General features: G+C 30.9%; 21 protein-coding genes. 9 read left to right on the forward strand and 12 right to left on the reverse strand.

Features of this window, described 5'->3' with window-relative positions:
• Positions 1 to 3: 3 nt before the first annotated feature.
• Complete coding sequence (locus bsdE14_RS01495) at positions 4 to 2,046, reverse strand: methyl-accepting chemotaxis protein (RefSeq protein ID WP_264848152.1); 2,043 nt, start codon at positions 2,044 to 2,046, stop codon at positions 4 to 6.
• A gap of 273 nt (positions 2,047 to 2,319) precedes the next feature.
• Between bsdE14_RS01495 and bsdE14_RS01500 the strand changes: the two genes are divergently transcribed.
• Positions 2,320 to 2,850, forward strand: coding sequence for a ferritin-like domain-containing protein (locus tag bsdE14_RS01500; RefSeq protein WP_264848153.1), 531 nt, complete (start codon positions 2,320 to 2,322; stop codon positions 2,848 to 2,850).
• A gap of 68 nt (positions 2,851 to 2,918) precedes the next feature.
• Here bsdE14_RS01500 and bsdE14_RS01505 read toward each other — a convergent pair whose 3' ends face one another.
• The 5 genes from bsdE14_RS01505 to bsdE14_RS01525 all read right to left on the reverse strand — a co-directional run bounded on the left by bsdE14_RS01505 (position 2,919) and on the right by bsdE14_RS01525 (position 9,587).
• Positions 2,919 to 3,134 (reverse strand): heavy-metal-associated domain-containing protein, encoded by a 216-nt coding sequence (locus bsdE14_RS01505; protein WP_264848154.1) that lies wholly within the window; start codon positions 3,132 to 3,134, stop codon positions 2,919 to 2,921.
• 44 nt (positions 3,135 to 3,178) lie between these two features.
• Complete coding sequence (locus tag bsdE14_RS01510) at positions 3,179 to 5,635, reverse strand: heavy metal translocating P-type ATPase (protein WP_264848155.1); 2,457 nt, start codon at positions 5,633 to 5,635, stop codon at positions 3,179 to 3,181.
• Positions 5,636 to 5,705: 70 nt separating this feature from the next.
• Entirely contained in the window at positions 5,706 to 5,972 is a 267-nt protein-coding gene (locus bsdE14_RS01515; protein ID WP_264848156.1) for a metal-sensing transcriptional repressor, read from the reverse strand.
• Between the two features lie 236 nt (positions 5,973 to 6,208).
• Positions 6,209 to 7,945 (reverse strand): ABC transporter ATP-binding protein, encoded by a 1,737-nt coding sequence (locus tag bsdE14_RS01520; protein ID WP_264848157.1) that lies wholly within the window; start codon positions 7,943 to 7,945, stop codon positions 6,209 to 6,211.
• Positions 7,946 to 8,039: 94 nt separating this feature from the next.
• Complete coding sequence (locus tag bsdE14_RS01525) at positions 8,040 to 9,587, reverse strand: methyl-accepting chemotaxis protein (RefSeq protein ID WP_264848158.1); 1,548 nt, start codon at positions 9,585 to 9,587, stop codon at positions 8,040 to 8,042.
• 259 nt (positions 9,588 to 9,846) lie between these two features.
• On the opposite strand from bsdE14_RS01525, the gene bsdE14_RS01530 reads away from it, so the two are divergent.
• The 3 genes from bsdE14_RS01530 (at position 9,847) to bsdE14_RS01540 (ending at position 12,056) form a co-directional block, all read left to right on the forward strand.
• Positions 9,847 to 10,050, forward strand: coding sequence for a cold-shock protein (locus bsdE14_RS01530; RefSeq protein ID WP_264848159.1), 204 nt, complete (start codon positions 9,847 to 9,849; stop codon positions 10,048 to 10,050).
• A gap of 172 nt (positions 10,051 to 10,222) precedes the next feature.
• Positions 10,223 to 10,717 (forward strand): hypothetical protein, encoded by a 495-nt coding sequence (locus bsdE14_RS01535; RefSeq protein WP_264848160.1) that lies wholly within the window; start codon positions 10,223 to 10,225, stop codon positions 10,715 to 10,717.
• 499 nt (positions 10,718 to 11,216) lie between these two features.
• Positions 11,217 to 12,056 carry a CvfB family protein gene (locus tag bsdE14_RS01540; RefSeq protein WP_264848161.1) on the forward strand — a complete coding sequence of 280 codons (840 nt, stop codon included), beginning with the start codon at positions 11,217 to 11,219 and terminating at the stop codon, positions 12,054 to 12,056.
• A gap of 59 nt (positions 12,057 to 12,115) precedes the next feature.
• Here bsdE14_RS01540 and bsdE14_RS01545 read toward each other — a convergent pair whose 3' ends face one another.
• The 5 genes from bsdE14_RS01545 to bsdE14_RS01565 form a co-directional block, all read right to left on the reverse strand.
• Positions 12,116 to 12,685, reverse strand: a complete 570-nt coding sequence (locus tag bsdE14_RS01545) for a nitroreductase family protein (protein WP_264848162.1) — start codon at positions 12,683 to 12,685, stop codon at positions 12,116 to 12,118.
• A gap of 115 nt (positions 12,686 to 12,800) precedes the next feature.
• Complete coding sequence (locus bsdE14_RS01550; RefSeq protein WP_264848163.1) at positions 12,801 to 14,252, reverse strand: MFS transporter; 1,452 nt, start codon at positions 14,250 to 14,252, stop codon at positions 12,801 to 12,803.
• The gene (locus tag bsdE14_RS01555; protein ID WP_264848164.1) at positions 14,245 to 14,709 is read right to left on the reverse strand and encodes a MarR family winged helix-turn-helix transcriptional regulator; all 465 of its coding nucleotides are present in this window, start codon (positions 14,707 to 14,709) and stop codon (positions 14,245 to 14,247) included. The genes bsdE14_RS01550 and bsdE14_RS01555 overlap by 8 nt, the downstream gene beginning before the upstream one ends.
• A 165-nt stretch (positions 14,710 to 14,874) precedes the next feature.
• On the reverse strand, positions 14,875 to 15,765 hold the full coding sequence (locus bsdE14_RS01560; protein WP_264848165.1) for a C40 family peptidase: 891 nt from the start codon (positions 15,763 to 15,765) through the stop codon (positions 14,875 to 14,877).
• A gap of 244 nt (positions 15,766 to 16,009) precedes the next feature.
• The gene (locus bsdE14_RS01565; protein WP_264848166.1) at positions 16,010 to 17,806 is read right to left on the reverse strand and encodes a PAS domain-containing sensor histidine kinase; all 1,797 of its coding nucleotides are present in this window, start codon (positions 17,804 to 17,806) and stop codon (positions 16,010 to 16,012) included.
• Between the two features lie 355 nt (positions 17,807 to 18,161).
• Here bsdE14_RS01565 and bsdE14_RS01570 point away from each other — a divergent pair, with 355 nt between their 5' ends.
• The 5 genes from bsdE14_RS01570 to bsdE14_RS01590 all read left to right on the forward strand — a co-directional run bounded on the left by bsdE14_RS01570 (position 18,162) and on the right by bsdE14_RS01590 (position 22,246).
• A complete protein-coding gene (locus tag bsdE14_RS01570; protein WP_264848168.1) occupies positions 18,162 to 18,491 on the forward strand; it encodes a HesB-like protein in 330 nt (109 codons plus the stop codon).
• A 108-nt stretch (positions 18,492 to 18,599) separates the two neighbouring features.
• Positions 18,600 to 19,736: an SLC13 family permease gene (locus bsdE14_RS01575; protein WP_264848169.1), complete on the forward strand. Its 1,137-nt coding sequence runs from the start codon at positions 18,600 to 18,602 to the stop codon at positions 19,734 to 19,736.
• 117 nt (positions 19,737 to 19,853) lie between these two features.
• The gene (locus bsdE14_RS01580; protein WP_264848171.1) at positions 19,854 to 20,414 is read left to right on the forward strand and encodes a DNA-3-methyladenine glycosylase I; all 561 of its coding nucleotides are present in this window, start codon (positions 19,854 to 19,856) and stop codon (positions 20,412 to 20,414) included.
• 4 nt (positions 20,415 to 20,418) lie between these two features.
• On the forward strand, positions 20,419 to 21,195 hold the full coding sequence (locus bsdE14_RS01585; RefSeq protein ID WP_264848172.1) for a 3'-5' exonuclease: 777 nt from the start codon (positions 20,419 to 20,421) through the stop codon (positions 21,193 to 21,195).
• Positions 21,196 to 21,250: 55 nt separating this feature from the next.
• Positions 21,251 to 22,246 (forward strand): TRM11 family SAM-dependent methyltransferase, encoded by a 996-nt coding sequence (locus bsdE14_RS01590; protein ID WP_264848173.1) that lies wholly within the window; start codon positions 21,251 to 21,253, stop codon positions 22,244 to 22,246.
• Between the two features lie 82 nt (positions 22,247 to 22,328).
• Here bsdE14_RS01590 and bsdE14_RS01595 read toward each other — a convergent pair whose 3' ends face one another.
• Positions 22,329 to 23,432, reverse strand: coding sequence for a GerAB/ArcD/ProY family transporter (locus bsdE14_RS01595; protein WP_264848175.1), 1,104 nt, complete (start codon positions 23,430 to 23,432; stop codon positions 22,329 to 22,331).
• Positions 23,433 to 23,437: the final 5 nt, after the last annotated feature.

A 23,437-nucleotide genomic window follows, 5' to 3' on the forward strand; every position in this document is an offset into this window, starting at 1 on the left:
AGCCTAAACTTTAAACTTATTTGTAATCCCCTTAAGCACTTCAGCACTCTTCATATTTTCGTCTACACTTGACTTTATTTCTTGCGTCTTTTCAGCTACAGTAATGGTTTTGTTGGCTATATTACTTATACCTGAGGCTCCTTCATTAACTGTATTAGCCATTTCGCTTATAGCTTTAGAAATTCCTGATATAGAGGCGCTTAATTCCTCAGAAACGGCACTGAAGTCCATCATAAATTTATTTACTTCCTCTGCATCATCGCTGTATTGATCCCCAGTATTGATGAACTTATCATAATCTTGTTTTACATCACTATCTATATATTGAAGTACTTTTATTGATGTATTAGTAAGATTCTTTACAGAATCATTTACAGTTCTTACAACACTTTGTATATCACCAATAGTTGCTGCAGATTGCTCAGCTAATTTTCTAACTTCATCAGCTACTACTGCAAAGCCTTTACCTGCCTCACCAGCCCTAGCAGCTTCGATAGCAGCATTTAAGGCTAATAAATTAGTTTGATCACTAATGTCCAGAATAGCTTTTGCCAAAGTTTCAATTTGTTGAACAGCCTTTGATCCATTAATAGCTTGCTCCATTTCTAACTTAACACTATTATAAACCGAATTAGAATTTTCTTTTGATAATACTGCACCTTGTTTAAGTTCTTTAGCTCTTCCAGCAATTTCATTTGCCTTTTCACTTCCACCAGTTGCTCTTATTGCAACTTCATTAACTGCACCTTCCATCTCTCCAGAAGATGCTGATATTTCTTCAATTGTTGCTGCACTTTCTTCCATACCAGCAGAAAGACTTTCTGTTTCCATAGAAGTTTCATCTGCAATAGATTGTAATACTTCAGTAGAAGCTTCAACATTATGAGCACTGCTGCTTATATTTTCAGATACTTGTATTAAACTGCTTAAAACTTCTCTTAAGGATATTCTCATATTTATTATAGACTTAGCCATAACGCCGACCTCATCTTTATAATTATGCAGTACCTCATATTGTTTTTGATAAGTCAAATCAAGATTTGCGGTCATATTTACTAAATCAGTTACCATACCAATTGGTTTTGTTATCCTTCCTGATACAATTACGCCTATTACTATAGCAGCTAAAACAATAATAGCACTAATTATGAAAATCATATTGGTCATATTTTTTATTGGTGCAGCTATTTCACCTTTAGTTGCTGTAAATACCACTAACCAGTTTGTGTTAGGAACCTCTTCATACGCAGCTATTTTATCTGCTTTATTGTAGCTATATTCCATAGCAGTTCCCTGAACCTTTTCGCCTTTTACTATTCTATCTGAGACAGCTTTAATTTGTGGTGTTTCTACAGGCTTTGCTATCTTTTCCTTAGTTGGGTGGTAGATAATATTACCCTTTTCATCAACTAAAAATACATAGCTAGATGGACTACTGGAAACCTTTATTTTAGATAAATATGTCGAAAAGCTTTCACCTTTTACTGCTGTTGCCATATAGGCAACTATGTTTCCATTTTCCTTAATAGGACATGTAAATACTATTATTGGTGCCCCTGTAGATTTAGAAACTAGAGTCTCACTTATTATTTGTTTTCCGTTTCCACCTAAAGTAGCTTTATTATAATTTCTATCACTAATGTCACTGCCAATAAGTTTTCTATCACTATCTGCAATTATAATTCCTTTTGAGCTAACTAAAAATGCGTGCTCTAAATTGCCTGAAGAAGCTACATGCTCATCTAACATTTTATTTGCATTTTCCAAAGTCGCTTTATATTCGTCACTTTTAGGATCTTGAGTCAAAGCTTTTTGTAAAAAAGCATCAATATTCTTATTACCAGAAAGTTCATCGACTGTAATCAATTCCTTCTGCACAAGTGCAGTAATTGTTTCTACAGCTCTTTTTGATACAGACTGCATTTCATCCTTACTTGTTCTATACATTAGAGTTGAAGATTCATAATAGGAAAAAATGCTTGTAATTACAACTGATACTATTAATAATGTAGTAATTAGAATTGGTATTTTCTTTTTTAACGACATTAAGATCCCCCCTTATTTTTTAACTCAGCGTTATATTTTATTATCGACAACTTATGTCATATCTTTACTATAATTTCATTTTTCGTCATATTTTTTAACTTTATTATAGATATTTCATTAACTTTGAAAATAGTATTTTTTATAAACTAATACCAGCACCTTTATCCATAATAAAATTAACTATAATTTAATAGCAAAAATTCTCATGAAAATAGTAGCACATTCTCTAGCTAAGAATAAAATATTATTGGAGCAATATTTTTGGAGGTATTAATGCCTGGTGATATTTTGAAACATACAAAGTACATTGCAAATCTACCTTATCCTAAGCCAATGGTAGAAAAGCCCAATATAACCTTTGCCAATATTCTACTTCAGGATTATTCAGGTGAAGTTAGCGAACTTACTGCAATTAATCTTTACGTGTATCAACATATTGTTAGTGATGGAGAATTTAGTGATTATGCCGAACTTATTGGTGGAGTAGCTATGGCTGAAATGAAGCACCTAGAACTGCTTGGAAAAACTATAAAAATGCTTGGAGTAAAGCCAATTTATATTAATGCAATATGTCCTTCTAGACAACTTTGGTCACCCTGCTACATCAACTTTACTGTATTTATAAAAGATATGCTTCTTGAAGATATAAAATCCGAAAAAAAGGCTATTGATAATTACAAACACCATATATCAATAATTAATGATAAATATATAATAAAACTGTTAGAAAGAATAATTTTAGATGAAGAGCTACATATCAAGCTATTTATAAATTTATATGAAAAATATAAATTCTCTCATTAGTATTTCAAAAAATATATTGGTTAATTTAAAATAGCTTTGATAACCTTAGTTATCAAAGCTATTTTAAATTACATATTTTCTATTTTTACAACCTCATAACCTGCATCTTCTATAGCAAATTTAATATCTTCATCCTTTATCTCTGTATCTGCCCCAATTACTGCTGTTTTTGCAGCTAAATCTACTGATACACTTTTTACTCCATTAAGTTCGCTTAAAGCTTCCTTAACATGATTAACACAATGTCCACAGCTCATTCCTTCAATTAATATTTTCTTTTCCATTATTAATTCCTCCTATATGAAATTATATATAAATATTTATATATTTACTTAATTGGTTTAAATCCTTTAAGTCTTAATGCATTTAATAGAACTGAAACTGAACTAAAACTCATTGCCGTTGCTGCAATTATTGGATTTAGAAGCGGTCCACCAAATATATAAAGAACTCCCATTGCTACAGGTATGCCTAGTGTATTGTAACCAAATGCCCAAAATAGATTCTCTTTAATATTTTTTATAGTTTTTTTACTTAATTGTATTGCGGTTGGTACATCCATTAGGTCACTTCTCATAAGAACAATATCTGCAGATTCCATAGCCACATCTGTACCTGATCCTATAGCTATACCAATATCAGCTTGTGCTAGTGCTGGAGCATCATTTATGCCATCCCCAACCATTGCAACCTTCTTACCTTCAGCCTGAAGCTTTTTAACTTCATTAGCTTTATCCTGTGGAAGAACCTCAGCTAATATTCTATCTATACCAACCTGCTTTGCAATTGCTTCAGCAGTTCTCTTATTATCCCCAGTAATCATAGCAACTTCTATACCCATCTTATGGAGCTGTTCGATTGCTTTCTTGCTGTTTTCTTTAACAGTATCTGCAACAGCTACAATACCTGCCATCTTATTGTCTACAGCAATGTACATTGGTGTCTTACCTTCACCAGCTAGCCTATTTGAGGTTTCTTCAAGGTTCTCTAAAGATATATTGCTTTCTGTCATAAGCTTTCTATTTCCCGCTAAAATATCTTTGCCATCTATTTTAACTTCAATTCCATGACCAGGTATTGCCTTAAAGAAATCTATGTTCTTAAATTCTAATCCTTTTTCTTCTGCTCCTTTTACAATAGCTTCTCCAAGCGGATGCTCAGAACCCTTTTCTGCTGAAGCAGCTATTTGTAATAGTTCATCTTCTGACATTCCATTAAGAACAACTATATCAGTAACCTTTGGCTTACCTTCTGTAATTGTACCTGTTTTATCAAACACAATTGTTTTTATCTTATGTGCAGTTTCTAGTGCAACTCCACTTTTTATAAGTACTCCATATTCTGCTCCCTTTCCAGTACCAACCATAATAGCTGTAGGTGTAGCTAACCCTAGAGCACAAGGACAAGCAATTACAAGTACTGATATGAATATTGTAAGAGCAAATACTCCAGTTTCACCTGACATATACCACGCTGCGCCTGAAAGAACAGCAATTGAAATTACTACTGGTACAAAGTATCCTGAAATAATATCAGCAAGCTTCGCTATAGGAGCTTTGGAACCTTGAGCATCCTCTACAAGCTTTATAATCTGTGCTAAGGCTGTGTCTTTACCAACCTTAGTAGCTTTATACTTTATTGTTCCGTTTTTATTTATACTTGCACCAATTATCTTATCTCCCACATTCTTTTCAACTGGTATGCTTTCTCCTGTAAGCATGGATTCATCTACTGAAGTCATACCGTAAGTTACTTCTCCATCTACAGGCATCTTTTCTCCTGGTTTAACAATAATAATATCTCCAACTTCAACTTCATCTATGGATATTTCTATTTCTTTATCGTCTCTTATAATTGTAGCTGTCTTCGGCGCTAGTCCCATTAGCTTTTTAATAGCTTCAGAGGTTTTGCCTTTTGTAACAGACTCTAAATATTTTCCCAGTGTTATAAGTGTGATAATAACTCCTGCAGATTCAAAATATAAATCATAGGCATAATCCACATTACCGCTAAAAATCTGCACTATAGCAAATATTCCATATAAAAAGGCTGCGGAAGTACCCATTGCAATAAGAGAATCCATATTAGGACTTCTTCTTATTAATGACTTAAACCCAACTCTGAAAAATCTATTGCCTGCAATCATAACTGGTATAACTAAAACTAACTGAACAATTGCAAAGGTTCTAGGATTTATCATAGGATCAATGATACTAGGAAGACTAAACCCTAACTTTTCCCCTACCATATGCCCCATTGAAATTGTAAGTAAAGGAACTGTGAAGATTAAAGAGATAATAAACTTCTTCCATAATAATTTTATTTCTTTTTCTTTCTTCTCCCTATCTTCATCAACAGTAACCTCATCCTCTAAGGCTTTATACCCAGCCTTTTCTATAACCTTTTTAATATCTGCTACTCTTACTTTTGAAGGTTCATAACTTATACTTAATTTTTCTGTTGCAAAATTAACATTTGATTCAGTAACACCATCAAGTTTTTTTGTTACTCTTTCAATTGTTTTTGCACACGCTGCACAAGTCATGCCTTCTATTTTAAAGGTTTTGCTGCTTGACTCTATAATTGCCTTGTAACCGGCTTTTTCAACAGCAGCCTGAATATCTGGAATAGATACCTTTGTTTCATCAAAATTTATATTTAATTTTTCAGTAGCAAAGTTTACACTTGCTTCATTAACACCTTGAAGCTTTTTGGATGCTCTTTCTACAGCTTTTGCACAAGCTGCACAAGTCATACCTTCTATTTTTAATGACTTAGTTGCCATGTTTTTTCCTCCTGTTTCCTTGATTAAACATAACCATTTACAATAACTTGGCTTTGTATAAAAATATTTATTACTTATCTATTATTTTAGATAATAAATCAATTATTTCTTCTATCTTCTCATCACCTTTATCTTGATCAAAAGCATCTTTAACACAATGATGCAAGTGCTGTTTTAAAATCATCATATTTGCTTTTTTCAAAAGAGCTTGTGCTGCAATTATTTGGTTAGATATATCTACACAGTACCTTCCATCTTCAAGCATCTTTATAATACCTTCAATTTGCCCTTTTGATGTCTTTAAAGCCATCAAAGCCTTCTTTTTTTCTTCGTTCAACTCTATCACTCCTTATTGACACCCACCCGGTGGGGGGGTGGTATATTTATAATATATCAAACTTCTTTAAACATTTCAATAGTTTATGAAAAAATCTTCTTATTTATGTTGTGCTATGTTAATTTACAAAAAATAAATACAGCAGCATTAGTAAAGCTAATGGTGCTGTATTGTTAAATTAATTATTATTCATAATAATCTTTAAGTAATATATTTTTCTTTCTCATGCCTTATTACTAAAACATTTCAAACTGCATGTTATATAAACTTGCATACATTCCATTTTTGCTTAGAAGTTCCTCGTGAGTTCCTCTTTCCTGTATTCCGTCATCATTAAGTACTACTATTTCGTCTGCATTTCTTATTGTACTTAGCCTGTGAGCAATTACAATAGTTGTCCTATTCTTTGCTAATTCATCAAGAGATTTTTGAATATACTTTTCGCTTTCATTATCCAATGCTGAAGTTGCTTCATCCAAAATTAATATAGGTGGATTCTTTAAAAAGGCCCTTGCAATCGAAACCCTCTGCTTTTGCCCACCTGATAGTTTAACACCTCTTTCTCCAACATAAGTGTCATAACCATCTTCTAGTTCCATAATAAACTCATGAGCATTAGCCTTTCTAGCTGCTTCTATAATTTCTTCCTCTGAAGCATCGGTTCTACCATATGCTATATTTTCTCTTATTGTACCTGAAAACATATAAACATCCTGCTGAACTACACCAATAAAGTTTCTAAGTGACTTTAATTTTATACTTTTAATATCTATTCCATCTACTGAAATAGAACCATCGTAAACTTCATAAAATCGTGGTATTAAACTACAAAAAGTAGATTTTCCACCACCAGAAGGACCAACTAAGGCAAAGGTCTTACCTGCATCTATGTTAATATTAATATTTTTAAGCACTTCATTTTTATTATCATAACTAAAGGATACATTATTAAATGTTATATTGCCCTTTGGATTTTTAAGTTCAATAGCATTTTTTGAATCCACAATTTCCGGCTCAGTTTCCATTACTTCTATAAACCTTTCAAACCCAGTAATTCCCCTTTGAAATTGTTCTGTAAAATTAACAAGCTTATCAATTGGATTTATAAAAATGTTAATATATAAAATATATACAACTAAGTTTGATGGACTAAGTTTTCCACCACTAATTGCAAAACCTCCTGTTAATATTACACTTAAATACAATAATCCTTGAAAAAATTGATTTCCGCTAAAAAACCTTCCCATTATAAAATAGCCAGCTTCTTTTGTCTCTAAAAATTCCAAATTGCCTTTGTGGAACTTCTTACCTTCTACCTTTTCATTAGCAAAGGATTTTACTACTCTAATTCCTGAAAGACTGTCCTGAATTTGTGCATTTACGTTAGCTATTTTTTCTCTGTTTCTTGTAAATGTAGATTTCATCTTCTTATTATATTTTATAGCAAAGAATACCATAAGTACTGTAAATACAAACAGTATCAATGTTATACTCACATTAATACTTAGCAAGATTATAAAAGAACCTATAATCTTTAAAATAGATATGAATAAATCTTCTGGGCCGTGATGAGCTAGTTCTGAAATATCAAATAGATCCGTTACTATTCTTGACATCAGCTTACCTGTATTTGTGTTATCATAATAAGAAAAAGAGAGTTTTTGGAGATGATTAAATAAATCACTTCTCATATTTGCTTCCATTTTAGCACCCATTATGTGTCCATAGGAGGTTATGTAATATTGACATAAATACTTCACTGCATACATTGCTAAAAGAGCTAGTCCAATATAAACTACTAATTTTATCATAGTGTTTTTATCTTGTAGTGTATAAACATTGTCCAGTAAGTAATTGACTATTAAGGGAAAAGCCAAGTCTATCCCTGATAAAGCAAGTGCACAGAACATATCTGTAAAAAACATACCTTTGTAAGGTTTATAATACGATATAAATTTTTTGATTGTATCCATCCCCATCCCCCATTCATAAAAAAAGTAAAGTGATTTACCTATAAAACCACTTTACTATTTTACCACTATTATTTATATTTTGTTAGCTATTTTTTTATTCTTCCTTTGAAATATTAGTAAGATTATTTGCCATTTTATCAATCTCATGTACTGAAGCTGCAACAGTTTGTATTGATGCAAGCTGCTCTTCTACAGAAGCAGCTATTTCCTTCATTTGTGAAGTACCTTGTTGTGACAATTTACTTATGTTGTCCATAATATCTACAATTGTATTAGAATAATCATTAATTCTTTTGTTTGACTTTACTATTTCATCCATATTCTTATACACTTCATTGTTTAAGTTTGCAGTTTCATCAAACATTTTTCCTGATCTATTGACCATTTGAAGCCCATTATCAATTCTGTCAATGTTATTTTCTGTTGCTACTACAGCTTTGTTTGTGTCATCCAGCACTTGCTCAATTAGCTTTGCGATGCTATTTGCGGCTTCTGCAGATTGCTCTGCCAGTTTCCTTATTTCATCAGCAACTACTGCAAACCCCTTCCCCATTTCACCAGCCCTTGCAGCCTCTATTGCAGCATTAAGTGCTAAAAGATTTGTTTGAGAGGATATGTCGGTAATTACCTGTGTTATCTTGCTTACCTCAGCTGATCTTTCCCCTAAATTTTTAATTAATACTCTATTTTCTTCAAAAGCACTTTGAATATTTTTCATTTCAACTATGGTGCTTTCGATTTCCTTTAGGCTTTTCTTAGTTGACTCACTTGCAGCTTTACCTGCACCATTTATTGCCTCAGCTTGATTTACGATGTCTAGCAAATCCTCAGATATGCTGCCAATTGATTTAGATGCATTCTCAATATAAGCTATAGTATCTTCAAAGGTCTTATATGTTTTATCCGAATTATCTGCTATAACCTCATTAGCTGCAGTTGTTTCATCAGTTATGAATTTTAAGTCTGAAGCTGATTTACTTAAACTTTCAGATACTTCCTTCACATTGTTTAATATCTTTGAAATCTTTCCTAATAGTTTTGCCTGTTCTTCTGCATCAGCCATTCCAAGCATAATTCCCCTTGATCTGTCTACAACACTGGAAGTCACAAAAGCAATAGCAAGAAACTCCAAAGTATTTGATAGAGAAGAAACAATCCAAGCCTTTATTACTGTTCTGTCTTTTAGTAATCCACTGCTAATTAAATCCCCCTGAACAAAATAATCAACGCATGCATAAACCACCACAGAAACTAGAAATGCCACCTTAACAATTCTTTTATCAAAATACATGGAAGAAAGAAAAATTGGAAATGAAAGTATAATATATGCATTCCACTTAAACGGTTTTAGTATAGCCCCAACTCCAATTACACATAATATTATTCCAAGGTATTTAAACCATGGTCTATTATAAAATCCTAACTTTGAAATTATGTAAGGCACTATAAAAAGAATAAATGCTGCACCTATTTGAATTTTTGCAGTATCCATTGAAATTGGAAAAATTCTAAAATAGATAAGAAAGAATACAATTGGAAGTATAACTACTGCAGTAATAAGTAATATGAAAGCTACTTTTTTATTAACCTCATATTCATTTTTGACTAAGTATTCCTTTTTTTCTTGTTTTGATTCTTTCATGATTCGACCCCCTTTTACATATAAATAATACTAAATTTGTCATGTAAAAGTAAGGCCTTTTTTGTTGAAAATTACATTTATTTTTAATATTTTTTTATTATTATTTGAACTTAATTTAAACATCCCAATAGAACAAAAATAAGCTTTAAATTTTTTTTGTTTATTTTTTATTATTGTGATATAATAATATAGTTGTTAAAACACTGTTGATAAAAATTTATATCAATGAATATTGTGTTTTATCTTAGGAGGACAATTAATGAAAATCGGAACAGTTAAATGGTTTAATTCAGAAAAAGGATTTGGCTTTATAGAAGTTGAAGGGGAAAATGACGTTTTCGTTCATTTTACAGCTATTCAAAGCAACGAAGCTAGAAAAAGCCTTGAAGAAGGTCAAAAAGTTGAATTTGAAGTAGAACAAGGACCAAAAGGTCTTCAAGCTGCTAATGTAGTAAAATTATAATAAAGGTTATAATATATTAAATATTAATATATAAACGCTGCTAGTACCACCTTATTAAAGGTGGTTTTCTAGTATACTGATTTATTACTTACCTTTTGTATGGAAAGCATTAACTGCATTAATGCTTTCCATACAAAGGGTGCTATATACTATAAAAGGAGAGAATACAGCAATGAAAAGAATTTACAATATAAAAAAGACTATATCAGTTAAGCAATTTATAGCTGAATTTGGAGAAAATTTTACTGAACATATGAAACAAAGATTGCTTGATCTTGAAGTAAGAACAGTTCTAACAAGAAAAGATATCAACAATAGAGTTGATATAAAACATGTGGAGCATACTCGTTATGAAACCTTAACAGATGATAGAATCACTAAAGTTGAGAAGGAATATAGCTATGGCGAATTAGCTGTTATTGATGGATTGCTATACTTTTCCAATAGCTGTATTGTTAATAATGATCTTATGCAATCTCCAATAGTAGATAAAATATATTCACATCTTCAGAGCGAAGAAATATTAACAGACTACGATATTGCTGCAAAAAAAGTAGATGACAGCAACATAGATTATGTGATTGACAGCATATTGGAAGCATGTCCTGAGGTATCACAGAGATATATGGATATTGTTAAAGGCATGATAGATAGATCTAAAAAATAATATTCAATATTATCTTGCATATTTTGAAAAGATGATATATAATAAATAAGTTGATTAATTTTTCTTTATAGAAGAGTTGCAAAGTACAATTGCAAAATGAGAGTTGCTTAAAATATTAGAGTTATTAAATGTTAGAAAACATATGAATCTATTATATATATTTATAGAATCTTCAATTTCTTACTTCTAATTTAATCCCTAATTTTTAGATTTTGTCCTTTCTTGTACTAAGTACTATATTTATAGTATATATAGTCTTGCGACATTTCTATTGGAAATAATAGGAGGTACGCAAATGAAGTTTGAAATGGAATTCATACTTACAGAAGATGTTATTGAAGAATGTTTATCTGAATGTTTAGAATAATAATGTCTTAGATGAGCTATCAATGCTGAAATGTGTTGATAGCTTTTATATTTTAATAGTACAATTAGATTAAAATATGATAAAATAAAGCACACTATAAAAAGATTTATATTGCAAAGCGAGGTAAAAATTGTGATTCAAATAGGTGATTTTAACAAACTGCAAGTTGTAAGAATAGCGGAAATTGGCTACTATTTAGATGGTGGCACTGGTAATACATCAGATGATATATTACTTCCTAACAAGAGTGCTTTAAATGCAGAGCTTAATATCGGGGACCAGGTTGATGCTTTCATTTATAGAGATTCAAAGGATAGAATAATTGCTACTCTAAAAAAACCACTAGCGAAGGTTGGAGATTTAGCCTACTTAAAAGTTGTTTCCACTACTAAAATAGGCAGCTTTGTGAATTTTGGATTAGAAAGGGACATTTTCGTTCCTTTCCGTGAAAAAGTTTATGCCCTTCAAAATGATAAATATTACTTATTCTACATTTATCTTGATAAAACTGGTAGACTAGCGGCTACTACAGATATCGAAAAGCATTTACAAAACCCTAAAGGATTTAAAATAGGAGATCATACAACAGGTACTGTGTACGGCTTCCAAACTAACGGCAGTGTAAAAGTAGCAGTTAATAATCTTTATAAAGGCGTAATTCTACATAATGAATATTTTAATGAACTTAAGCATGGTGATGTAATTGAACTTACAATAAACAAGTTTTATGAAGATGGCAGAATAGGTGTTACCCCAAGAAAGTCCTCAAGAGAGGAAGTAGTTTCTCTACAAGATACTATTTTAGATTATCTTAAAACTCATGATGGTTTTATGACTTTTAATGACAAGACTTCACCTGAAAATATATACAATACATTTCATGTTAGTAAAAATCACTTTAAGAATGCTCTTGGTGGACTTATGAAAAAAAATTTAATTGAGCAGAATAGTGAAGGAACTAAACTAAAATAATTATTCAGCAGAATAAAAACGGTTTTCTTAATATCAAAATTAAGAAAGCCATTTTTTGCTTATCTAATATAGTTTATTGCATTATTTTTTCTCTCAAAAGCTTTTAGATCCTTTGTTACAGCTGAATAACCAAGAGTTATTGCAAACAATGGTTCATATTCTACAGGTATGTTTAGTTTCTTAACCTCTTCCTGTTCTTCAAATATAAAACTAGTTAATCCTACCCAGCATGATGCCACTCCTATACTTTTAGCTGCAAGTAGTATATTTTGTGCTGCTGCACTGCAATCAGCCATTGGGCAATAGGGTAATTCTTTATTGTTATTCTTTTTGCCAGACACAATAACAACTGTTGGAGCATTATAAAAAACATGATACTTTTCATTTTGCGCCATTTTTACTATCCAATCTGTTTTAGCTTTTTCCATCAGCTGCTTTGTTTTAACATTTAAATCTTCAATTACTTCTTTACTTTGAATTACAGTAAAATACCAGGGTTGATCATTATGTCCACTTGGAGCATAAATACCAGCCTCTAATATAGTATTAAGTTCTTCTTCTTTTACTTGTTCAGGTAAATATCTTCTAATACTTCTTCTGTCTTTAATAGTTTCAATAATTTGATTCATAGTTTCCTCCATATTTCCTTTATCCTGTGCAAACTAATAAATTCACACAAACCAGTCTGCATTTAAATTCATTTTGTACTTAAAAATTAGCTGTGATTGTGCAATATTCATTAGATTATTCAGCAATAATCTCCTTTTCCATTACATTTCCAGATTTCTTACTGTAAAGTCTAGCCGCAGTTATAAGAGCTCCAATTATACAGACTACTCCAGCAGATATATATACATTTCTCATTGCAAAAATAAACACATCATCTCTTCCTTGAACATAGTTTGTAACATGATATCCAATCTTATAACTCATTCTATTATACAACATTGTTGTAGATAACGATATTCCAAACACCATTCCTAAATTTCTAACTAATGCATTTATACTGCCAGCGATTCCTAATTTACTCTTAGGAACTGTAGACATTATCAAGGAATTATTAGGAGATTGGAACAATCCATTTCCTAAAGACATTGTTGCAATAAATATACACATAATTACTAGTGAAGAATGTTCATTAAGTGTAGCCATTAAAAACAATCCAACGCTAGTAAGGCAAAGTCCAATAAAAGTTAAAAACTCTGATCCGATTTTATCCGATAAATATCCACTTACTGGCGCAACTATAGAAAGTACTATTGGATAAGCCATCATAAACATTCCTGTAGCAGCTGGAGAAAGCTTCATTACATCTTGAAGATAAAATGGTTGGATAATATTAGAGCAGCTAATAGCTATAAAAGATATAAATCCACAGAAAATGCTTATTGAAAACAGCTTATTTTCAAATATCTGAAGATGCAAAAGCGGCATTTTCTCATTCTTTTCTATGATTATAAATATAACAAATAGGATTAACGCCAGTAAAAATCCTAATATGATTATTATATTGGTATAGCCGAATTCCTTACCCTCATTTAGTGCTCCAAAGAGTGCAATTATTGAAGCGGAAAATAATATGGCTCCCTTTAAATCTAATTTTTCTTCCCTATTTTTAATTGCCCTTGGAAAAGTCTTTGTACTCATAATAAAGGTAAATATACCAATAGGCACATTTATAAGAAATATATATTTCCAACTAAATACTGATACTATTAATCCACCAAGTGGCGGGCCTACCATTGTTCCCAAAGCTACAACTGCTCCAGAAAGTCCAAGTGCCCTTCCCCTCTCATTACTAGGAAATACCTGTGTAATTATTCCTTGACTAGTTGCCATTGTAGCTGCTGCACCAATTGCTTGTACTACTCTTGCTAAAATTAATAGAGCAAGGGAATTTGAAACACCGCACAAAAGAGAACCAATAGTAAACAGTACAATTCCAAATTTAAATACATTAGTTTTACCTTTCATGTCCCCTAATCTACCATAGATAAGTATTGTAGCAGAAATTACAATCAAATAGCTTGTAACTACCCATTCGATGGAACCCATTGTAACAGAAAGCTTGTCAGACATTACTGGCAGTGCAACATTTACAATACTGCTATCCAAACAGCACATAAATGTCATAAGTACTACGTTAAACAATATAATCCATCTATTCTTAATATCTCTATTTTCAGTATTATTCACATCCATCATCCTTTCTGCATTTACCTTGTTTAAACCTTATTGCATTTTTCAAAGCCTTTTCTGAAAGCCTAACTATTTCATCCTTCTCATTTTCATCAAAATCAGCTGTTATAATGTCAATCCAATTAAAAATAATATCTTTAATTTCAGGTATAGCTGCTTTTGCTTTATCCGTTAAATAAAGCTTATAAGCTCTTGAATCATTTTCATCTTGTTCTTTTATTACATATCCAAGCTCAATAAGTTTATTGATTGACCTAGCAGACATAGCTTTATCTACTCCAAGTTCTCTACTTATTTGATTTTGGCTAATCCCTTCTTTATAACTAAGCCTCATCAAAAATGGGTATGTACCATTGCTTAGTTCGTATTTCTTCAATGCTTCGTCTGTGTAGCACTGAGTTACTCTATATAATGTATTTGTAAACTTTATTAATGATGGTCTTTCCTTTTTCATATTTACCTCCAAGTTTATATCACGTATAATAAATTATCATAATATAGTTGATTAGTCAACCATATTTATAATTTAATCTCCAATAAAATAAAAGTGAATACATTTTTTATATGCAATGAATCCACTTTTATTCTTAGGCTGCTATTATTGCTGCTTGTGAAATTACTAATATATTATTCTTCGCGCTGTTATATAGTGACTTTGCCAATAGGAAGTTGTTATGTCCGTAGTCTTTACCACATCACCTGTCTTAGGACTGTGTATCATTTTTCCATCTCCTATGTATATACCTACATGGGAAATACGTCCATCTCCAGCTAAAGAAAAAAATAATAAATCCCCTGGCTGTAAATTTGTCTTTGAAACATATATCCCTTGAGTTGCTTGCTCTGAAGATATTCTATTAAGGCTGTATCCAGCAGTTTTATAAACATATTGTGTAAATCCAGAACAATCAAATCCACCCTCACTAGGCGACTCCCCTCCCCACACATAAGGTGTGCCTAGAAGGGATTTTGCTGTTGAAACTACAATATTTATCTTTCTCTGAGCTTCTGATATATCTAAATTTAAATAAGTTTTACTTACCCATCCAATTCTTCCATCAGACAGCATAATTTTATAAAAGCCCTGTGACTCCCCTATTACCTTCACCCTGTTCCCCTGCCAAAGTAAATGCATAATTGAGTAGCTTGTTGACGGCCCAGTTCTTACATTTAGCTGAGTTGCAGTAACTACCCCAGTAGTATTTAGGCTTGTTTCCGCATAAGAAACCTGAGAACTTGTAGTAGTGTTTTCTACAGCTTGAGCCTTTGTATGGTGCAAAAATGGTATACTTCCTATAACTAACGCCCCAAGTACTAATTTTACTGAATTTATTTTTATATCGGGAAACTTTTCCTTCATGAATTCTTTTATTTCATCATCTAAATCCAATACATTTTCTCTTAGATTTTTAAAGAATTCATCTGAAAACTCTGAATCATTTGGGTTTATATATATTTCTACAACATAACCGCCATTTTCCTTTACTAGCTTATAATTTTCATACCACATATAATTTCCTCCTTATCAGTCGCAACACTAGGTAACCATTGGTGCCGATTCCTATCGGCAGGATGCCCGTAAAAGTCCATTTAGGACTTTTACATCCATACTAATGAATTGCTTTTCACAACATAGAGTTCCCTATTGATTAAGTCTTAAACTTACCTCATGGTGTAATTCTATTTTCCATCTTTATACTGTTATAAAATTATAAATAAAAAAGATATATGCAATTATACATATATCCTTGTTTCTAAGTACTTATATCCGAAAACTCTATTTCCTTCTTTTTTTCACAAAAACTTTCTATTATACTATCCTCTTTATCGCCTTCCATCTGAATTACAGGAAGTGTTATTATAAATTCACTACCTTTACCATATATGCTTTTTACTGTTACACTACCCCCATGAAGCTCTACAAGCGACTTAACTAGTGACAGTCCTATGCCGCTTCCTTCATTATTTCGTGAAAAAGAGTTGTCTACTTGTCTAAATCTTTCAAAAATAATATCCTGTTTTTCTATAGGTATGCCTATTCCCGTATCTTGAACGGAAACAGCTACGAAGTCATCTCCATCACATACCTTCACCATTATTTTTCCACCGCTGTTAGTGAATTTTACACTATTTGATAATAAATTAAGCATTACCCTTTCAATCTTTTCTCGATCCAGTGCAATAATTTTTTCCTCAATTTCGGTATCAAAACTAATGGATATTCCTTTATTTTCAAAATAGTCCACCACAGACATAGTTATTTCTTCCACTACACTTACAATATTATGATTTGCTAGCTGAAGTTCAAGATATCCCGTATCAACTCTTGTTATATCTATTATATTATTAATAAGTCTCGATAACCTAAAAATGTTCTGCTTAATTGTAGATGAGGTCTTCTCAATTTTTTCATGGATATTATTATTGTTTTCTTTGGAGTTATACAGGTCTAGTAATTGCGTAGAAGCAAGAATTACATTTAACGGTGTTTTTAACTCATGGGATATATTTGCAAAAAATTCTGTTTTAACCTTATCGTATTCCTTTGCCTCAACAAGAAGCTTATTTTCAGTTATATCCTGTATGGAGCCGAATATCCCATTAAACCTATTATGGTAATTAAACCTTGGTTTGCAATAGACATTTAGATATTTATATGAATTATCTTTTAACGTCCACTGCCTTTCAAAATTCATTCCGTTGCCCTTATCGTTTTTAATTTGTGCCCACATTTCAATTCCAAAAAACTCTAAAAAGCATCTTCCAAAAAGCTCTTCATCACTACATCCAAATATGCTCTTACAGGAGGGACTTATAAAAGTAAGAACGCCATTTTCATCAAGCTCAAATATTATATCCCTTTGGTTTTCAATTATATTTACTAATCTTTTCTCCTTGGAAATTAATATCTTTTGAGCTTCCACTAGTTCCATTCTAACTTTTTCAAAATAAATAAAGATTAAGGCTATTGTAATCACCATCGAAAACAAAGCACTTATCATATATCCATAAGGCGCAAACCAAGTTATACTCCTTAATAGTGGGTAATCTAGTTTATGAATTCCCCATAGAACAAAAGTACCCCCCAGAATTCTTCTAAGGTGTATTTGACCTTCACCATAATACAAAAATATAATTCCTACCCAAATCGTTCCAATACCAAGTACTACTCCTGCAGGATAGTTAGATATAACTAAAGATTTTTCAAACATGGTGGTCACAATCAACCAAATTATTGTAATATAAATAATTAAATTAACATGAAAGGGCATATTTTTATTTAAAAACATACAAGAACCATTAATGAGTAGTAGCATACTGGCTAAAAATAATATGTAACTGATTAAAGATACAAAAGATCTAAATGCCCCACTTACTGTTACCAAAGTAATAACTTGTGCAAGTAAATAAACAAGCCAACTTACTGCCCAAATCCTTAAATATGATTTTTTATCAATTATATATAGGTAAGTGTATGTAATAGTTAAAACAATTGCACTACAAATTATTATAGTTACAGCTGGTACTATCAAGGATGTCACTTCTTTCACTTCCTTCTTTTACTAGCATAATGTTGTAACACTATTATAAGATAAAAATGCTATGCACACAATGATTATAACAACTTTTTGTCAAAATTTGACGTTACTTTTGTTAATTTGTCTATATACTTCTTATGTTTAAGTAATTACTATATATCATTAAGTGTAAGAAATTTATAAGCACTAAAATATTTACTTGAACTTTAAGAAATTTGGGTGCATAATAAAAGCAGAACAATTGATAATAATTATTAATTAAATTCATTTGTGTGGATAAAAAGTCTAAATAACATTTTACGGTAGCTTACAGGTGGAAGCAGGTATTAATAAGTTACCCAATGTTTCGACTGAAAGGAGAAAAGCAATGGAAAAACTAATAATTAGTAATGAAGCCTATGAGGAATTTAAAGATTTTCTTCAGAAAAATAATGTAGAAAGTAATAACATTAGAATAGCCATGGCTCAAGGAGGCTGCGGCGGCCCTACTTTTGGAGTATGTGTTGGTGAGGTAATAGAAGGTGACTTGGTAGAAAAGGTTAACGATATAAACTTTATAATTAATGAAAATATATATAATGAATATGGTGTTTTTACCCTATTATCCACTGAAGAAAATGATGGTCTTGGAATGACAATAAGACCTCTTATAGAACCCATAGGTGGTGGATGTGCTGGTTGTTCTGGCTGCCATTAACTTGCAAAGAAAATTCCTAAGCTTAGCTTAGGAATTTTTTATTGACTAGAATTTTATATTATTATTCCTATGTGCTATAATCTAATTGTTGCTATTTAGGAGGTTTTTATGCTAACTATTGCTGTAAAATATAAAAATAATATATTAAATAAATTTATAAATGTATGTAAATCAGATATAGTATTTACTATAGCATTTCTAGCTGCAATATTGAGTAGTCTTGTAGCTATGCCCAAAACAAGTTATATAGATTTTAAAGTACTTGCTTGCCTTTTTAATTTGATGATTGTAATTAAGGCCTTTGAAAAGCAAAAGTTATTGGACAAATTTGCTGTGTCATTAATCAATAAATGTTCAGACGTTCATAAATTGTCCTTAATACTTGTATTATTATGCTTTTTTTGTTCCATGTTAATTACCAATGATGTTGCACTGATTACTTTTGTACCTTTGACAATAATTATTAGCAACAAGTGTAGTATAAATGTAGGAAATATAATAATACTTGAAACCTTAGCAGCAAATATAGGAAGTAGCTTAACGCCAATGGGTAATCCACAAAACCTTTATATTTTTTCTAAATATAACCTTTCAATATCACAATTTTTTTCGACCCTTGTATTCTTTACTCTTATTGGAGTAGCTTGGCTTCTTATTTTATCCTTTAGATTGAAAAATGAACCAATTCAGGTAAGTATCAATACTATACCTACTGAGAATAGGTTAAAAACTTTAATATGGTTAGTTTTATTTATAATAATAATACTATCAGTCTTCAGTATTATTAATTTTAAAATAGCTTTTATATTAACTATTTTTAGTACATTTATTTTAGACAAAAAACTTATACTGGAAGTTGATTATCTTCTTCTTATGACGTTTATTAGTTTTTTTATTTTCATAGGGAATATATCAAATATCTCTTTAGTTAATAACTATATGCAGAGCTGTTTAAGCAGTAATACCTCCACATACGTTGCTTCTATTACCCTAAGCCAGTTTATAAGTAATGTTCCTTGCTCGATACTACTGTCAAAATTCACTGGAAACTGGAAGGCGTTACTTTTAGGTGTTAACATAGGGGGTATTGGGACCCTTATTGCATCCTTAGCCAGTGTAATATCATACAAGCTATACATTAAGGATTATCCCAATGAAGTTAAACAATACTTGTTAAAATTTGCTGGATATAGTTTTGTGAGTCTTGTAATATTTGCATCTTTAAATTATTTCCTTATAAGATAAACCGTCATATTTCTTATGAAATAGATGTAAATGTCCCAAATCCACATTTACGTGGAGACTGTCAATGAAAATCCACATGGTAATATACCCAGTATTTCGACTGAAAGGAGAATAAAAATGAACAGATGTCCTTGGTGTGGAAATGATGAATTATATATAAAGTATCATGATGAAGAATGGGGGACCCCATCCCATGATGAAAAAAGACACTTTGAATTTTTAGTATTGGAATCAGCTCAGGCAGGCTTAAGCTGGATTACTATTCTCAGAAAAAGGGAAAACTATAGAAGTGCCTATGATGGGTTTGATCCTATAAAGATTGCAGCTTATAATGAAGATAAAATAAATAAGCTGCTTCAAAATCAAGGTATTATTAGAAATAGGAGAAAGATTGAAGCTTCAATAAATAATGCAAAAATGTTCTTAAAAGTACAGCAAGAATTTGGAAGCTTTGATAGCTATATTTGGAACTTTGTAAACGGAACCCCAATAGTGAATAGCTGGTATAATATTAAGGATGTTCCTGCCACTACTGAGCTATCAGATATTATCAGCAAAGATTTAAAAAAAAGAGGATTTAAATTTTTAGGTTCCACCATTATTTATTCCTACCTTCAAGCTATTGGAATAATAAACGACCATTTGATAGATTGTTTCAGATACATAGAAATGAGGTAAAATAATGCACTATATAGTCTTTGATTTAGAATTTAATCAAGCTGAGCACCCTTCAAAAGATAACAAAAGTGATTCAGATATAAAGTGTCCCTTTGAAATTATTCAAATAGGTGCTATAAAACTAGACGAAAACTTAAACGTAATAGGCTCCTTCAACAGGCTTGTTAATCCTCAAGTATATAGAGAACTCAACAAATATGTAAAAGCTATTACCAATTTAACAATAGAAGCTTTAAATAATGCTAAGGACTTTTCCATAGTTTACAATGAATTTTTAAATTTTATAAAAGGCGAAGGCTGTGTTTTATGTGTATGGGGAACTGTTGATTTAAAAGAGCTTATTAGGAATGTAAAATATCATAGCTTAGATGTGTCTTCACTTCCAAAGGATTATATAGATATTCAAAAATATGCTACTAAGTACTTGAAATGTCCTAAGGGTACTAGCATAGGACTTCAAAAGGCCATAGAGTTATTAGAGGTACCTCTTGAACATAACCTTCATGATGCTTATAACGATGCTTACTATACAGCTGAAGTATTTAGAAAAATTTTTGATAAAAGCATAAAACCTAAAAAATACGAAACCTACAGAAGAAAATCTTCTAATAAAGAAAAATATAAAGTTGATACTGAAAGTATGTATTTTCAGTTTGAAAAAATGCTAAATAGAACAGTTACTGAGGAAGAAAAATCAATAATTAGACTTGCATACATGATGGGAAAGACAAACCAGTTTCTCATTGAATCTCCAAATAAAGGCTCTAAAAATAACTCTTAAGTTCTAAAACATATAAAAGTAGTTAAAATTTTAAAACCATAAATGAGGTGAAATTATGGTACGAGAAAGTGTACCTAAACCCACTGGAGCTTTTAAGAATGTGCAAAACCCTAAAGAAAAGTTTAAACCAAAACTTTATTTTTACACTATAAATTATCCAGAATATGAAAAAGATTTATGCCTTCTAGAAATGAAGTATATATTTGGTGAAAGCCCTAAAAACAAATACATTTTTACAAATCATTATATAGATCCTTCTAGAAGCCCTTTTATAAAGCACTTTATTAATGTATTATATACTGGAAAATCATTAGAAGAAATAACATCCAAAATATTATACTACAACGTATCCTACAATAACTTCAAGGTGTCTTTTATAGACCTAGGAGATGAAGATATACATTTTAAAGAAAGAAGAAGAATAGAATCTATCATTGGATTTAATATTAATGGTTACGCTGACATCCATAATCCTGAAATAATTATCGGTATCACAAACATTAACGGTAAATGGATTTTGGGTGAACTTACTCACAATAAATGCAAGTGGCAGCTTCATAATAAGAAGCCTTATTCTTATTGTAATGGTCTTGGCGTAAGAGTTGCCAGAGCCCTAGTTAATATTGCTATTAACAATGATTTTGATTGTAAGCTAATAGACCCTTGCTGCGGTGTAGGAAATGTAATAATAGAAGCATTATCCATAGGAGCTAAAATCAGGGGTTATGAAATAAACCCTCTTATAGCTGAAAACGCTAATAAAAATCTAGAATATTTTGGCTACGAAAATAGAATTATAAATGGAGATATGCATAAAATAGTAGAAAAATACGATGCTGCTATTGTAGACCTACCCTATGGAGTTTTTTCTATTACTTCCTTAGAAGAGCAGTTAGCTATAATGCGTACTTCAAAAAAAATTGCAAAAAAATCACTTTTTGTTACTAATTATGATATGGAAAGTGAGCTTACTTCTCTAGGCTTTAAAATAGTTGATAGCTGTATTGTTTCAAAATCAAAGTTTAAGCGCCATATAACTATATGCATTTAGAACATAAAAAACTAAGTTTCCTAAAATTATAAAAAGGAAAATTAAGAAATATATAATTAAGAAGGTCTATCTATAAAAATTCTCAGACCTTCTTTAGTTTTGATTTTTTAGACTTATCATTTACAGATATAAGCAGCGCAATTATAGTTATATATACAATGCTTATTAATGTACTTATTGGGTAAAAAATGTCCATAAGCCTTCTCCTTTGCGTCTCATTCTCCACCATAAGACATAATACAAACAAAAAAATACTTGTTGCTAAATAAAATTTAGCACTATTATTTTTCTTAAACATATCAGATATTATGAATATTATTGAAAAAAAGTTATTTGCTAAAGTCTTAAATGCAATTAGAATCCATAAAAATAAAAAAGGAAATCTTATGGAGTTTATTATTGGAAGATTAACGCTCTCTGTAACTAATAACGCTGGCCATAGGTTTTTGATTGTAACTGCGTATCCTAAATAGTAAATGCACAAAAATATAATCCAACTATAAAGAAAAACAGAAATAGCTGTTGCTTTTAAACTAATTGCTTTAATTTTATTCTTATTTTTTAAATAGGGATAAAGCAGAAAGATCCCTTCAACACCACCATACGCATATGCACTTTGAAGGCTGCCCCTTAATATATTTTTATATCCAGATTCAAATACAGGTAATATATTAAGAATAGTTCCCCTTCTTAGAATAAAAAACTCTGCCATACCTAATGCTAACATTAAAAATAATGCAAGTTTATTTATCCTTCCCAATACTTTTATGCCCATACTAGATAAATATAGAGCTAATAAAATACAGGGTATATATATTTTTAGCGGAGTTAAAAATGTGGTAGCATGAACTATTAAAACATTACTTAATCCTACAGCCACAGATATAAAATATACTATAAAATTAAACATAAAAAAAACATTGCATATGGTACCAAGTATTTTCCCTAAGTATTTTTTACTAAGAATTAATATATTTTCATTGGGGTGTTTTTTTGCATAGTATGTTAAAAGCATAGAAATAATTAAAGGGTATATTCCACCAATTATAGTTGTCATCCATCCATCTTGTTTAGCATATCTTGCCATGAGACTGGGCATTGTCAATATATTTATACCTATAATAGACCCCACAATTATTGATATTCCTTCAATATCTTCTAATAACTCAGTTTTTTCAGCATTCATTTTTC

The organism is Clostridium omnivorum, from assembly GCF_026012015.1.
In the GTDB taxonomy this organism is placed as follows: Bacteria; Bacillota; Clostridia; order Clostridiales; family Clostridiaceae; genus Clostridium_AX; species Clostridium_AX omnivorum.

Excerpts from the sequence above, each read along its gene's own strand:
- bsdE14_RS01510 (WP_264848155.1), bottom strand. The coding sequence starts at position 5,635 with ATGGCAACTAAGTCATTAAAAATAGAAGGTATGACTTGTGCAGCTTGT.
- bsdE14_RS01495 (WP_264848152.1), bottom strand. The coding sequence starts at position 2,046 with ATGTCGTTAAAAAAGAAAATACCAATTCTAATTACTACATTATTAATA.
- bsdE14_RS01520 (WP_264848157.1), bottom strand. The coding sequence starts at position 7,945 with ATGGATACAATCAAAAAATTTATATCGTATTATAAACCTTACAAAGGT.
- bsdE14_RS01530 (WP_264848159.1), top strand. The coding sequence starts at position 9,847 with ATGAAAATCGGAACAGTTAAATGGTTTAATTCAGAAAAAGGATTTGGC.
- bsdE14_RS01590 (WP_264848173.1), top strand. The coding sequence starts at position 21,251 with ATGGTACGAGAAAGTGTACCTAAACCCACTGGAGCTTTTAAGAATGTG.
- bsdE14_RS01500 (WP_264848153.1), top strand. The coding sequence starts at position 2,320 with ATGCCTGGTGATATTTTGAAACATACAAAGTACATTGCAAATCTACCT.
- bsdE14_RS01585 (WP_264848172.1), top strand. The coding sequence starts at position 20,419 with ATGCACTATATAGTCTTTGATTTAGAATTTAATCAAGCTGAGCACCCT.
- bsdE14_RS01505 (WP_264848154.1), bottom strand. The coding sequence starts at position 3,134 with ATGGAAAAGAAAATATTAATTGAAGGAATGAGCTGTGGACATTGTGTT.
- bsdE14_RS01570 (WP_264848168.1), top strand. The coding sequence starts at position 18,162 with ATGGAAAAACTAATAATTAGTAATGAAGCCTATGAGGAATTTAAAGAT.
- bsdE14_RS01560 (WP_264848165.1), bottom strand. The coding sequence starts at position 15,765 with ATGTGGTATGAAAATTATAAGCTAGTAAAGGAAAATGGCGGTTATGTT.
- bsdE14_RS01525 (WP_264848158.1), bottom strand. The coding sequence starts at position 9,587 with ATGAAAGAATCAAAACAAGAAAAAAAGGAATACTTAGTCAAAAATGAA.
- bsdE14_RS01580 (WP_264848171.1), top strand. The coding sequence starts at position 19,854 with ATGAACAGATGTCCTTGGTGTGGAAATGATGAATTATATATAAAGTAT.
- bsdE14_RS01535 (WP_264848160.1), top strand. The coding sequence starts at position 10,223 with ATGAAAAGAATTTACAATATAAAAAAGACTATATCAGTTAAGCAATTT.
- bsdE14_RS01555 (WP_264848164.1), bottom strand. The coding sequence starts at position 14,709 with ATGAAAAAGGAAAGACCATCATTAATAAAGTTTACAAATACATTATAT.
- bsdE14_RS01595 (WP_264848175.1), bottom strand. The coding sequence starts at position 23,432 with ATGAATGCTGAAAAAACTGAGTTATTAGAAGATATTGAAGGAATATCA.
- bsdE14_RS01575 (WP_264848169.1), top strand. The coding sequence starts at position 18,600 with ATGCTAACTATTGCTGTAAAATATAAAAATAATATATTAAATAAATTT.
- bsdE14_RS01545 (WP_264848162.1), bottom strand. The coding sequence starts at position 12,685 with ATGAATCAAATTATTGAAACTATTAAAGACAGAAGAAGTATTAGAAGA.